The organism is Paenibacillus spongiae, assembly GCF_024734895.1.
Classification (GTDB): Bacteria; Bacillota; Bacilli; order Paenibacillales; family Paenibacillaceae; genus Paenibacillus_Z; species Paenibacillus_Z spongiae.
On sequence record NZ_CP091430.1, the window covers coordinates 1,885,086 to 1,898,660 of the forward strand.

Genomic DNA, 13,575 nt, shown 5'->3' on the forward strand with positions numbered 1-13,575 from the left:
ATGGCACAAGTAAACCATAAAACCAATCCTAACACGCCCTTGGAATATCAGTCTGACACGGGCAGACTTAACATATTTGGATTCTGGATTTTCCTTGGGGCGGAAGTTGCTTTGTTCGCGACTTTATTTGCGGCTTATTTTGCCCTTAAGGACGGCACAGCCGGCGGCCCGCTGCCGGGTGATGTATTTGACTTAAACAACACGATCGTCATGACATTAATTTTGCTGTTCAGTAGCTTCACGTCCGGTTTGGCGATTAATGAAATGAGAAGAAACAACGTTAAATCCATGATGGTTTGGCTAGTCATTACATTATTATTCGGTCTGGCCTTTCTATATATGGAAATCGAAGAATTCATTCACTTAGTGAATGAAGGTGCTGCGCTGGGTACGAATGCCTTCTGGTCGTCTTTCTACTTGCTGACTGGAACACATGGGCTTCACGTATCGCTAGGTATTGGATGGATCATCTTAATTATGTTGCAAGTACAACAAAGAGGTTTAACACCTGATACGGCTAAAAAGGTATTTGTCTCCAGTCTATACTGGCACTTTTTGGACTTTGTATGGATCTTCGTCTTTACAGGTGTTTACCTATTGGGGATGGTGGGATAATGGAAAACCAAACAGTGAAACGCAATTCTTTTCCATGGTCGCAGGTCATCGGTTTCCTCTTGTCCGTAGCGTTAACTTTCGCAGCCGTTTGGATCGGTATTCGTACGGAATTACCGTATGGCACGATTGCTATTCTAGTTTTTGTCCTAGCGTTTATCCAAGCAGCGATTCAGCTGTTTATGTTTATGCATATATCCGAAGGTGAAAACGGAATTTGGCAGATCGGCAAGATGCTTTCCGCTGCTTTTATCGCACTCGTTATCGTTCTGGGAAGTGTGTGGACATTGAACTCCATGCATTAGAAAGAAGAAGATTACCGCGGATGCAGCAATGGAAATTCGAAAGGACACGGATAAGGGTGTCATAACGCTCGGCGATACTCAGTGTGTTGGAGCAAGCGGAAGAGGTAAAGCCATCAGACGGCTCCTCTTCCGCTTGTTTTTGTTGGGGCATGCTTTGCTTGATGAAGTGGCGAAGCTAGGAGAGGTTTCTGACAATCGAGTGGAAAAGGAACAAATCGGTTCAATAATCGGCAAAGTTACATCATTTTCAGGCAAGGAAGGCACATACTCAGGTAATTTTTCGAATCACTATCCGAAGGGCACTGAATATTACAATATCAAAGGCGTTGACAAAAATGAGGCAATTGCGATAAAGATAAAAGATGGGTCATTCATTAAAGCGAATTATGAGGGTGAATATGCCGGTTCCACATTTGATTGGGGAAAAGTTTTATGGTATATTGCCGGCTTATTCTTGCTAGTCCTTGTCATTCTCATTGTGAAAAATAATTGGAAATGAAACTAATACAAAATGAAGGATCGTTGAGCTAACGAAGAACGATAGCTCAACAATAAACAACAGGCTGCCGCGACGGCCTTGTTGTTACGAACGGGCAGTAGAGTCGGAGGGTGAATGTATTGTTTAAAATGTGGAACTTTCTGTAAATTGCGGACGTCTAACTGTAGTGGATCGATTGTTTGATGCAGGACGGAGGGATCAATTAGATATTGCCTTTGGCTTAATTTGTTTTTTCTTTATGTTGTTATTTTTATGTACAATACGAGCGATTATAAACAAGGATAACAGTAATCTGCTCATTTTTATTACATCCCTTTTGTTTGGAGCTTTTTTATGGATAAGTCTTTTCATTTTTGTAAAGACACATCATTGATTTAGAGGGGGTATTACGCTAACGGGAGACGTTAGCTCAACGAACAGGACGAACGGCATTCGGTTTAATGGCTGCCGTCTCAATAGGAGGTGTTAAAAATCAATCTCAATCGTTATGTAGGAATCTGGATAATTATCTTATTAATTGAACTACTGTACTTTGCTAATTTAATTCATCAGGTTCATAACATAGAAGAAACTGCATTTATTATAGTGGTCATTGCAGTTACGCTTGTCGTTGGCTCTACTGTAATTAGCAATTCCAAAAAATAGACAAGGTTATCTTGTTGAACTACTATGAAAGAACGGACTAAATTTCATGCTCTGTGGTGCAGATCAAGGGATACATGGATGGCTAACGGGCAGAATTGTTTAATTTACCATCCTTCGTTAAATTAAATTTGTATTCAGTCAGGCCAGGACTGTGTACATTAGCAATCCATGAGAAACCGGACATGCTGTTGGATGATAAAATGTAGACATAAAGGAGGCTGCATATGGAACGTGTAATCTTGATGATGAATGTGCGAGAAAACCAGGGAGGAGAGTCAGTCGCATGGCAAAGATCGTTTTCGCATTGAACCAGTCTCTGGACGGATTCGTCGACCACGACCACACGGCATTTCAGCCCGACCCCGTGCTATTCCGTCATTTCATCGACGACGTGCGCGGCCTGGCGGGCAGCCTGTACGGGCGCCGCATGTACGAGACCATGCGGTATTGGGACGGAGACCATTTTGAATGGGATGCGCCGGAACGGGAATACGCAGCGGCGTGGCAAAGCAAACCGAAGTGGGTGGTGTCGAGGACGTTAAAGTCCGTCGGTCCGAACGCTTCTCTGATCGAGGGCGACCTCGCAGCGGCCATACGTGGGCTGAAGGCTCAGCATGAAGGGGAGATTGAAGTTGCCGGGCCGGAGTTGGCCCACAGTCTAACGGAGCTCGGTCTCGTAGATGAGTATCGACTCTATCTCCATCCAGTCGTGCTGGGTCACGGCAAGCCGTTCTTCGCCGGTCCGCGGCCGCCGCTGCGCCTCGTGGCAAGCGATCGAATTGGCGAGAAGGTAATCAGGTTGACCTACGTTCCAGCTTAGTTGTGCGGTTGACCCAGCGGCCTAAAGGGCACGTTACTTTAATAGGGATTCTCCGGCTGTAGCGGCAGTCAGAGGATCCCTTATTCTTTAAAATTTGTTCAGTTATGCGAAATGACATAGTTATTTATGGAATTGACGATTGACCTAACGGGACACGTTAGTTCAACACCATGGAGCAGTCTGCACCTTGCAGCTGCTCCATTTTTCATTACGCTAACGGGCAGCATGCGTAACAAATCCCTTAGGGTCTACGTATAGGATGTAAATGGAAATTGTATAACTCCTTTGCTGACAGTGCCTAATTGATTGAAAGAGGAAGTGGAGAACATTTATAGAGTAATAACGAAGAAGTGGAAAATAATGATGACAGTTTTTACTGCCCTGCTTATATTTGCGGTCTTTATTTGGTTTTCAAATACGACAGTTACCTACGAATATGCAACAATTGTAGAGAAAACACCAAACTCAATTTCTTTAGAAAATGAAAGTGGGCGGAAAGCGAGCGTATCAACATCCTTGAATATTAGTGATTTGATTGCAGTTGGAGAGAAGTATTGGGTTAAATATGAGAAAAAGAGATGGCAATCACCAAGCTTAATATCAATTGAGAAAGACATAGGAGATGCAGTTTTAAAGTCCGAGAAGTATTTTAGGCAATTTGAGGGGATAGAATCTGCTGTTTCTGCATTTGATGGCAAAAAGGACATAAAATTCAGGCTTATGGTTGATGGACATCCTACAGAAGCTGAAGCATCCATTTTATTTAATCGCATATTGGACGTTATTGCTACGTATTCAAATCGTTCAGATGTTTGGGATTATTATAATGGGTATTTTGATATAAAGAATTATGACCATGGTGTCATTTATGAAGGTACAAAGCTAATTGGAGAAGAGTTAGAAGTGCAGTCCAAGTAAAATTTCATTCCACTAAAGGGACACTATAGTTGAACGATCCAGGGAACAGATCGCCGCGGCAACTGCTCCTTTTTCATTAAGCAACGGGCAGGATAGTTCCAATAAGTGGTATTATTATTTGTGAGGTGATTATTAATGAGTTGGTTACAAGGTGGACCGTTTTTAGAACTTAGCTTTATATTTAATGAACCAACGAAAATTGAAAAAGTCATCTCTAAACTGAATAATACTAACGTTAAAATAGAAGTACACAACTCGCCAGAATATATACAGCAATTTTACGAGGGTTATCCTTATGATGAGGATGATCCCCACAGTGTGATGATCCATCGAATAGAAATCAATTTAACTGTCCACACAACCCGACAACGGAGAGCTTTACTGTTTGTTGAGAAAATAAGTTCGGAGTTATTATCATTTTCAATTTGTTTTTTCGGAGCTAAAGATGATGCTCCAGAGTGGAATCAGCCAGGTATAAGAGATGATGAACTTGATGAGTTTATCTGTTTATTAATCTCACTCTATAGAGAGTTAAAGTTTAGCGTAGGTGGTTTAGCAATTGAAGAAGATATGAAAGGTTTGTTTGATGTTAATGTAGTTTGGCCAAATGAGAAATATCACTTAGCAAATCTTAATTTCAAGGATAACCTACAAAAGTTTCATGCCATTTTAATAGAGCAGTCATTAAAGGACAAATTACCTGATGAACACTACACGCTAATTGATAATTCTTGTATGCTTTACCGAATCGCGTTACGCTAAACGGAGAACGTTAGTTGAACGATCCAGGGAGCAGATCGCCGCGGCAGATGCTCTTTTTTTCATTAAGCTAAACGGGGAACGATAGCTGAACAAGTAGACCGTCCGAGAGGGCGGTTTTTCCTTTAGTTGAAAATCAAGATTAAGGTTTAACATAGCCCAAAAAAAGAAGAATGGCTGAACAAGCTCATTCAAGCTTGTTCAGCCATTCTTCTTATTCCTTGTTTATGTAAGTTCTATTTACATATAGACCTGTTTCACCTCAAGGGAGTGGTCCACGGACAAATCGATGAAGTGCTCGTCGATCTGAACAAGCGGACGGAAGAACTCGGAAGGATGCGTCATAATGATCGTTCCGACTTCGCCGCTGTGGAGTTCTACCTTCTTGCCGATAAAGTTCGGGATCATATGCCGGATGAATGTATGCGTCGTAGTCGGACACAGCTCGGAGAAGCTCATCCGGTACAGCTCGCGCAGGACGAAGAGCAGATCCCGCTTCTGCTGGTATACCCGGGAAGAAATCATGGCGCTGTAAACGTCGGCGACCGCGACGATCTTCGAGACGGGATGCATCTCATCGCCCGTAATCTGGTGCGGATAACCGGTTCCGTCGATCCGCTCATGATGCTGCAGAGCCACCGTGGCCGCGAGGGAATCTTCACCGAAGGAGGTTTGTATAATTTGATAGCCATCAATCGTGTGCCGCTTGATTAATTCGAATTCTTCCGGCGTAAGCCGATCCGGTTTATTCAAGATATCGTCTTTAATCCGGCATTTGCCGATGTCGTGCAGAAATCCCGCCTGCCCATTCTTGACCGATTCTTCTTCACTATAGCCCAGCCAAGAAGATAAGTAGTATGTAAGCATGCCTACTTGGACGGAATGCTGGTAGGTATAGTCATCCTTCGTATTGAGCAGGAGAAGCATCGAAACCACGTCGCGTTCCATCTTGAAGTTATCGACAAGCGGTTGGAAGGTGGCCGAGACGTCATCCTCTGCAATGCGGCCGTTATGAAGCGCATCCAAAAACAGCTGCTCGCAGCCATGAATCACTTCTTGGTATATGGGTTCAATCGTCGGAAGCCACTTAGGACTTAAGCCCGATTCCAACGTGCGGTTTAAAGGGATATCGGATTGCCGCGTCTCGATATCCACATAATCGATCTGGTGCTGGAGAAGAACTGAAATTTCTTTCGTGAATAACGTTGTTCCCTTCGATAATACATGTAATCCGTAGGAGTTGAACGCATCGTATATCAGTTTGTCGCCATCTTTAATTTCTGTCACATGTATCTTCATGATCCACCTCGAACGTACTCATTCTCTCCGTTAATTAAGACTATGGTAGCAATAAATCGAAGAATTGGCAATAAGAGCAAATCGAAATAACGAGTATTATCATTATGGTATGAAAATAAATAGGCAGAAAGCACCGAGTTATAATAGACGAATTGATAGAATGACAGAATCCTTACCATTGAAAGAGCAGCGGTACGCACTTGGGTCAGCTGCCAAGAATCTCCGTATAAATGCGCCGGGCGGCGATTGAATCTTCCGTGCCTTGAATGAAGGCGCGGCCGTCAGGAAAAATAACGACCATATGCTGATCATCCCGATAGTAACGGAGGAGAAACGGGTTTCGTTCCACACGTCCGATACGCGATAACCGCTTCTCGAGCTCGGCTAATGAAATGACGAGTTCGCTTTGCGGCGTAATTTGGATCGTATTCCGGCCGCATAAGGAAACCGCAGCCGGTTCCAGCCGGTTATCTTCCAGGAAGGTGAATTTATGCTGCCCGCAGGCAGGACAATCGGCTTTCTTCGAGCCCTCTGTCTTAAGAGGCATCCAGCGATGCTGCCAGAGATCGATTTGGAATAGCGTTCCGTGAAGAGCGTCGCGATTGCCGCTCAACCATTTGATCGCTTCGGTGGCCTGCAGGGAAGCGATGATATCGACAGCCGGCGATATAACGCCCGCTGTATCGCAGGTATCCACGGCGCCTGTCGCAGGCGGATTCGGGAAGAGGCAGCGGAAGCATGCCGTTTCTCCCGGGATATAAGTCATTGTCATTCCGGAAGCGCCGATGACACCGCCGTAAATCCAAGGAATATGATGTTTTAGGCTATAATCGTTGATAAGATAGCGCACGGAGAAATTATCCGAACCGTCGAGAATGAGATCGGCTCCGGCGAGCAGCGTGTCGGCATTGACCGGCGTCAGGTCGGCAACGGCGGATTCGATGCTTACCGAGCTGTTGATTGCGCGCAGGCGTGCGGCTGCCGCTTCCGCTTTCGGCAGCGCATCGCGAACATCCTCTTCGGTGTATAACACTTGGCGCTGGAGATTGCTAAGCTCAAGCACGTCGCGGTCGATAATCCGAACGCGCCCGACACCCGAACGGACGAGATGCTGCGCAATAACGGAACCTAGGGCGCCCATTCCGACAATGACGGCGCAACTGGAGGAGAGTCCGCGCTGCCCTTCCTGTCCGATGGGCGCGAACCGGGTTTGACGGGAATATCTGTCGTCCGCTCCAGCTCCTAGAGCCGAATGGGAGGAATGATACAAACGTGCACCTCCTTAAAGTTTTGTGAAAATCATTCGCTTCCGAAGGAGTGAAAATGAGCAAATAACTGACTTCGGAAGGATATGCTTAAAGTTTTGTGAAATCATTCGCTTCCGAAGGAGCGAAAATGAGCAAAACTGACTTCGGAAGCATATGCTTAAAGTTTTGTGAAATCATTCGCTTTCGAAGGAGCGAAAACGAGCAAAACTGACTTCGGAAGCATACGCTTAAAGTTTTGTGAAATCATTCGCTTTCGAAGGAGCGAAAACGAGCAAAACTGACTTCGGAAGCATACGCTTAAAGTTTTGCCGTTCCCGAAGAAAGCGGTACCCAGTCGTCTCGCTTCGAAAGGATAGACTCTAAGCTTCTGTTTATCCGCTCCCGAAGGAGGCCAGAATGAGGAGCTTGAGTCATGATCTTCATATAGCGGGTGGCGCCGCGGGATCCCAAGGGCCGAGCTGATGTCCTTTCCATTCGGACCCGTCGTCCCAAATTTCACGTTTCCAGATCGGTACGATTTGCTTCAATCTTTCGATCGCATAGCGGCTAGCTTCGTAGCAAGCCTCTCGATGAGGGGCGGATACCGCGATGACGACGCTGATCTCGGCAATATCGACAACACCTATTCTGTGGGTGATCGCACATAAGGCGCCGGGCCACCGATCATCGATTTCATCTCCGATTTGACGGAGCGTCTTCATTGCCATTGGGATGTAGGCTTCATATTCGAGGCGTACGGTCCGCTTGCCGTGCGTCCACTCTCTCGTCGTGCCGGTGAAGGTAATCGCGGCCCCGTGACCGGGTACGATAACCTGTTCCGTAACGCCGGCAACGGATATCGGCTCTTCCGTAATCCGGTACCGGTTATCTTCGATCGTCCCGGCAGCATCGGCGGCGGGCTCCTCCCCTCCGGATACAGGCGGAAGCAAGGCGAGTTCATCTGCAGCGCGGATCAAGTCTTGATCGGCGGCATAAGCTTGATTGCAAGCCAAGAAGGAGACGCGAATAAGCGGCTCGTGCTGGGGATATGCGCGAATAAGCTCTTCTTTCAGGCCTGCTGCGGTTAATTGAACATGATCAAGCATTAACGTAAGCGCGGGTGTGCCGAACCGCTCGGCAAGACCGGCGAATAACTGCAATTTCCATTCGAATGTCATCGTAAAGAACCTCTCAATTTGGCTCGTATTCGTGCTAATAGCATACCATAATATAACCGAAAATGTTATGCTGAAAGCAAAGACGTAAAGGGAGGGTGCAGCCCATGTCCGCTTTAACGGATCGCTTCGGACGCATACACGATTATTTGCGAATTTCCGTAACAGACCGGTGCAATTTACGGTGCTTATACTGCATGCCGGAAGAAGGGGTTGAGTTTGCCCCGTCCTCCGAATTACTCACATACGACGCGATCGTCCAGGTCGTCGAGACAGCGGCGAGCCTTGGCATCTCCAAGCTTCGGATAACAGGCGGCGAGCCGCTGGTTCGCCCGGATTTGGAAGACTTGATACGCAGGCTTGCGGCCATACCGGGCATTCGTGATATCTCTATGACGACGAACGGCATAATGCTGGCCGATCGTGCCGAAGCGCTTCGCAGCGCCGGCTTGAACCGGGTCAACATCAGCTTGGATACGCTGGATCCCGCACGCTTTCGCTTGATCGCCAGAAGAGGGGATTTGAAGCGTGTGATGGAAGGGATCGAAGCTGCCGTACGGGTCGGATTCGGCCCGATCAAGCTGAACTGCGTCCTGTTGAAGGGGATTAACGAGGATGAGATCGCCTCCTTCTTGAAGATTAGCAGCGAGCAGCCGCTTCATGTCCGGTTTATCGAATATATGCCGATCGGACATGCGGATGAAAATTGGAAGAGTCACTACTTGCCTTTATCCCGCGTTTTGGAAATTGCGGAGGAGCAGCAGTTCGAAGTCACCCGGCTGCATGATATCGTGGGCAACGGGCCATCCGAGGATTACCGGATTGCGGGAGGCAAGGGATCGTTTGGGCTGATTCATCCCGTCAGCGACCACTTCTGCCAGCGATGCAACCGGTTAAGACTGACGGCGGATGGAAATCTGAAGCCGTGCTTGTACTGGGTGGACGAATTGAACGTCAAGCAGGCGATCGGAGATCCCGCGGCGCTGCGTGAGCTGTTCATGCGTGCGCTCGATATTAAGCCTCTCAATCATGAGATGGCGGCGAAGCTGTCCGATGAATCACAGAGCCATGAACCGACCGGAAGGCGCATGTCGCAGATTGGCGGTTGACGACTCTTGCGGGCAGAACAAGACTTTTTCATTCGGGAAGGGGCAACAATAATGGGGAATACCGTAGACATGCAGTCAATTCGAATTGAGCATGATGGAGCGGAGCCGGCCGTAACAAGCCCTGAAGCGATGGCTGCGCAGGCAGGAAAGGTGTTCCCGCTGGCTGAGCGCATCGGGAACGGCGAAGGGGAAGCGTTCGATTTCAAGGAATGGTATGCGGCATGGCGTCAGGAGAACGGACTGGGAGCGGACGTGCCGTTCCCAACCCATCTGAAGGTTGAGGGCATCGATACCTTCGAGGCTGTCATCCCGTGGAAGCAGCTGGAGGATGCTGCAATCCAGTTTTCTATTGCCGGAGAACCGCTTGTCAAGGGCGGGCCGATCAGGCTGTATGCGCCCAGCGGATCAAGCGCCTGCTTGAACGTCAAGAGCGTCGTTGTCCTCCGATTTTTACAGGATGCGGATAATCTCGATTATGCTGCATATGGATTTAAAAACACGTTTTCCACACAGGAGCTGCTAAAAAAACCTTAATTCTTCCAGAGGACGGAGGCAATCATGAACGAAACACCAGAAGATGCGCCGGAAGTCGTGCTGTTATACAGCAATGACATACATAGCCGTTTGGAGCAAGCGGCCAAGATGGCCTCCTACATTGCGGATACGCGACGGATGCATGGGAACGATCGCGTGCTGGCGATCGATATCGGCGATCATATGGATCGGATGCGTCTCGAGACGGAAGGAAGCGACGGACAGGTCAATATCGACCTGCTCAATGAAGCGGGGTATGAAGCGGTTACACTCGGCAACAACGAAGGGTTGACGTTTACGCTGGAGCAGCTGGAACGGGCTTACAACGAACAGGCGAAATTCGTGGCCTTATGCGCCAACATGAGGCGTACAGAGAGCGGCACCCGGCCGGAATGGCTTCTGCCGTCGTCAATTATACGCAAGGGGGGCATAAGGATAGGCCTTATCGGCGTTACGGCCGCGTTCTCCGATTTCTACACGCTGCTCGGCTGGGATGTTACGGATCCGCTTGAAGCAGTTCAGGCGCAGGTGTCCCGGCTCCGGAACCGGGTCGACGTTCTCGTCGTTATGTCTCACCTCGGCCTGACATTGGACAGGCGGATGGCACAAGAGGTCAGCGGTATCGATCTTATTCTTGGCGGCCATACGCATCATCTTCTGGAACAGCCGGAGCTGATCGGGACGACCAGAGTGTGCGCTGCCGGCAAATTCGGCGAATATATCGGACGGATTGAGATCCGTCTGGATGCTGTAACTGCTAAACCGGCTTACAAGGCTGCGTGCGTTCCTGTCGCTGCTTATGAAGAGCAGCCAGAAGCTTCCGAAATCATTGAGGGCTATAAGAAAACGGCGGCGCAGCGGCTAGCTCGGGTCGTTACGAAGCTGGAAGCTCCGCTATCCGCCAGGTCGGACCGGGAGTCGCCGCTTTGCAATCTGCTGGCAGCCGGCTTGCGCCGCTGGACGGGAGCCGAGATCGGAATCGTCAATGCGGGGCAGCTCCTTGGCGGGCTGGCTGCCGGAGATGTAACGGAAGGGGAGATCCATTCACTCTGTCCGTCTCCGATTAATCCGTGCAGCATGAGGCTGAGCGGCCAAGCCATTCTTCAAGCGCTGGAGCAGTCTCTTCTCGACGAATATATCGACAAGCCCATCCGCGGCTTCGGCTTTCGCGGCTCGGTGCTGGGCACGTTGGCGGTAGACGGTATGAGCATTCATTGGAATTCCGATCGGCCTGCGCTTAACAAAATCGTTTCGTTATCGGTGAACAATGAGCCATTCGACATAAACCGTGTGTATACGGTCGGGACGATTGACATGTTTACGTTCGGTGTCGGCTATGAGACAATCAAAAGCGGCGCCGAAATCAGGTATTTTCTTCCAGAATTTATACGCAACGTGTTGGCAGAAGAGCTGCGCAATCGTTCTGCACTCATCGATTGCAGGCGAAGCCGATGGATATCGGAGTGAAGATACGGACTATGGAGCCGATATATTAAAGAGCGAGGATGAATAGCGTATGGGAGATATCATTAACGCGATAATTCTAGCTATTGTTGAAGGCCTCACCGAGTTTCTGCCGGTCTCGTCGTCCGGCCACATGATTCTCACGAATAAGCTGCTCGGTTATTTACCGGATAACCAGCAGATCATTACGTTCGAAATCATTATTCAGCTTGCGGCTATCATGGCGATCGCGCTCGTCTACCGGGAGAGGATTGCAAGCATTCTCGGGTTTTCGCGTCGGACGGAGGTCATCAAGATCAAGGATCTCGCCTCCAAAGACGTAACTCGGCGCAAGATGAATCTTATTCATATCGCACTCGGCATCGTACCTGCACTGCTTCTTGCTTTCCTGCTGCGGGACGTCATCAAGGGGGAAGGCTTCAACCAGACCACGGTTCTGATCTCGCTTGTCGTCGGTGGACTCTATATGTGGGCAGCGGAATGGCTTGTCGAGACGAAGCGAATCCGCACGTCATCGGATACGTTGGATGATATTACGTACAAGCAGGCCCTTTATATCGGACTGCTGCAATGTTTGTCGCTCTGGCCGGGCTACTCGCGGTCGGGCTCGACGATCGCCGGAGGCATGCTGGTCGGCACTAGCTATAGAGCCGCTGCGGATTTCTCCTTTATTATGGCGATTCCGATTATGGCAGCCGCTACAGGTTATGAGCTTCTGGAGAATTACAAGTACATACAAGGCGACAATTTGCTGTTCTTCGTCGTTGGATTTATCGTATCGTTTGTTGTGGCCTGGCTGGTTATCGTTATTTTTCTAAAGTATATCCAGAAGATCAAGCTGAAATATTTCGCCTTCTACCGATTTGCATTGGCCGCGCTCTTCTGGCTGCTTGTGATGCGTTGAGATCGAAATCTCATGCTTATTGTCGAGTTTTGACGAAAGAGTTATTGCTCTTTTTCCTAAAATATCTTACATTAACATTACGAAGTTTTTTCCAGATGAAGATTAGGAAAATAGAAGCAAGGCAGGGGTCGGTACAATGCGATTATTGCCCACTCAGGTTTGCCAGCCCGGCATGAGACTGGCTAAGAAAATATATTCCGAGGATGGCTTAGTTCTTCTGGCGGAGCATGTCGAATTAACAAGCCATCTGATTAACCGTTTATGCGATTGCGGCGTCAGCTTTGTGTATATCGAAGATCCTAGGACGGCGGATCTGCAGATACCGGACATGATCTCGGAAGAAACTAGGCGTAAAGCCCTGGTTGAAATCCGCTCGAATTTCCGTGATATTATGGAACGGCCCAACCGGAGGAGCGGTGTAACATACCCGTATATCGCGAAACCGTTTCGCCAAGTAATGAACATGGTGCTTGACGACCTGTCCAACCAGAAGGACGCACTCATCATGCTTATGAACATGGGGATCGTAGACGATTATTTATTCCAGCATTCCTTGAATGTATGTGTATATTCGACTCTGCTCGGTGTAGCTGCCGGATATTCGCGCGACGAGCTGATGATTCTGGGTCTTGGAGCGCTGCTGCACGATATCGGCAAGACCCAAGTCAGCACGAGCATCTTGAAGAAGAAAGGCTCCTTGGAACAGGACGAATTCGAAGAAATGAAGCGGCATGCCGAGCGCGGCTATTATTTGCTCAAGGATGAGCCCAACATGCCGCTCATCGTTGCCCATTGCGCGTATCAGCATCACGAACGGCTGGATGGCAGCGGCTATCCGCGCGGCATTCGAGGCCATGAAATTCATGAATATGCCAAATGGATCGGCCTTGTCGATTCATACGACGCAATGACATCAACGCGTATATACCGAAATCCGATGCTTCCCCATCAAGCGGTGGAATCGCTGTACGCAGGTTCGGGAACGCTCTATGAGCAGCGCATGCTGCAATTGTTCCGCGATAAGGTGGCGATTTATCCGCTTGGCCTCACGGTCAAGCTGCTAAGCGGCGAATCCGGGGTTGTCGTCGATATCAACGCCTCGTGCCCGCACCGGCCGATCGTGCGCATCCTGTATAACGAATACGGGGAAGAGCTGAAGGCTCCCTACGAAATCGATTTGTCCAAGGAGCTGACTGCCATGATCGTCAATGTCAATGATGAACAGCTGCTGGTCAATTCACCCGCTTGATGCAACAGACAACATGAGAACAAAGGACTGGGAGCC

14 protein-coding genes are annotated in these 13,575 nt (G+C 48.6%); 11 read left to right on the forward strand and 3 right to left on the reverse strand.

All coding sequences use genetic code 11. The features are described from left to right. From qoxC to L1F29_RS08620, 6 genes are all read left to right on the forward strand, one after another. Positions 1–615 carry a cytochrome aa3 quinol oxidase subunit III gene (gene qoxC, locus L1F29_RS08595; RefSeq protein ID WP_258387915.1) on the forward strand — a complete coding sequence of 205 codons (615 nt, stop codon included), beginning with the start codon at positions 1–3 and terminating at the stop codon, positions 613–615. Next, complete coding sequence (gene qoxD / locus L1F29_RS08600) at positions 615–917, forward strand: cytochrome aa3 quinol oxidase subunit IV (RefSeq protein ID WP_258387916.1); 303 nt, start codon at positions 615–617, stop codon at positions 915–917. The genes qoxC and qoxD overlap by 1 nt, the downstream gene beginning before the upstream one ends. A 28-nt stretch (positions 918–945) precedes the next feature. Next, complete coding sequence (locus tag L1F29_RS08605; RefSeq protein WP_258387917.1) at positions 946–1,416, forward strand: hypothetical protein; 471 nt, start codon at positions 946–948, stop codon at positions 1,414–1,416. Between the two features lie 928 nt (positions 1,417–2,344). After that, positions 2,345–2,881, forward strand: coding sequence for a dihydrofolate reductase family protein (locus L1F29_RS08610; RefSeq protein WP_209979975.1), 537 nt, complete (start codon positions 2,345–2,347; stop codon positions 2,879–2,881). Between the two features lie 360 nt (positions 2,882–3,241). After that, positions 3,242–3,799 (forward strand): IolE/MocC family protein, encoded by a 558-nt coding sequence (locus L1F29_RS08615; RefSeq protein WP_258387918.1) that lies wholly within the window; start codon positions 3,242–3,244, stop codon positions 3,797–3,799. Positions 3,800–3,934: 135 nt separating this feature from the next. Next, positions 3,935–4,561 carry a hypothetical protein gene (locus L1F29_RS08620; RefSeq protein WP_258387919.1) on the forward strand — a complete coding sequence of 209 codons (627 nt, stop codon included), beginning with the start codon at positions 3,935–3,937 and terminating at the stop codon, positions 4,559–4,561. A gap of 237 nt (positions 4,562–4,798) precedes the next feature. Here L1F29_RS08620 and L1F29_RS08625 read toward each other — a convergent pair whose 3' ends face one another. The 3 genes from L1F29_RS08625 to L1F29_RS34195 form a co-directional block, all read right to left on the reverse strand. After that, positions 4,799–5,857, reverse strand: a complete 1,059-nt coding sequence (locus L1F29_RS08625) for an HD-GYP domain-containing protein (protein ID WP_258387920.1) — start codon at positions 5,855–5,857, stop codon at positions 4,799–4,801. A gap of 205 nt (positions 5,858–6,062) precedes the next feature. Continuing rightward, positions 6,063–7,127, reverse strand: coding sequence for a ThiF family adenylyltransferase (locus tag L1F29_RS08630; protein ID WP_258387921.1), 1,065 nt, complete (start codon positions 7,125–7,127; stop codon positions 6,063–6,065). Positions 7,128–7,544: 417 nt separating this feature from the next. Continuing rightward, complete coding sequence (locus L1F29_RS34195) at positions 7,545–8,282, reverse strand: molybdenum cofactor biosynthesis protein MoaE (protein ID WP_309252389.1); 738 nt, start codon at positions 8,280–8,282, stop codon at positions 7,545–7,547. Positions 8,283–8,386: 104 nt separating this feature from the next. Between L1F29_RS34195 and moaA the strand changes: the two genes are divergently transcribed. The 5 genes from moaA (at position 8,387) to L1F29_RS08665 (ending at position 13,539) form a co-directional block, all read left to right on the forward strand. Continuing rightward, on the forward strand, positions 8,387–9,388 hold the full coding sequence (gene moaA, locus L1F29_RS08645) for a GTP 3',8-cyclase MoaA (protein ID WP_258387922.1): 1,002 nt from the start codon (positions 8,387–8,389) through the stop codon (positions 9,386–9,388). Between the two features lie 51 nt (positions 9,389–9,439). Continuing rightward, positions 9,440–9,922 (forward strand): hypothetical protein, encoded by a 483-nt coding sequence (locus L1F29_RS08650; protein WP_258387923.1) that lies wholly within the window; start codon positions 9,440–9,442, stop codon positions 9,920–9,922. A gap of 24 nt (positions 9,923–9,946) precedes the next feature. Continuing rightward, the gene (locus L1F29_RS08655) at positions 9,947–11,389 is read left to right on the forward strand and encodes a bifunctional metallophosphatase/5'-nucleotidase (RefSeq protein ID WP_258387924.1); all 1,443 of its coding nucleotides are present in this window, start codon (positions 9,947–9,949) and stop codon (positions 11,387–11,389) included. 49 nt (positions 11,390–11,438) lie between these two features. Next, positions 11,439–12,290 (forward strand): undecaprenyl-diphosphate phosphatase, encoded by an 852-nt coding sequence (locus L1F29_RS08660; RefSeq protein WP_258387925.1) that lies wholly within the window; start codon positions 11,439–11,441, stop codon positions 12,288–12,290. A gap of 136 nt (positions 12,291–12,426) precedes the next feature. Next, positions 12,427–13,539 (forward strand): HD-GYP domain-containing protein, encoded by a 1,113-nt coding sequence (locus L1F29_RS08665; RefSeq protein WP_258387926.1) that lies wholly within the window; start codon positions 12,427–12,429, stop codon positions 13,537–13,539. Positions 13,540–13,575: the final 36 nt, after the last annotated feature.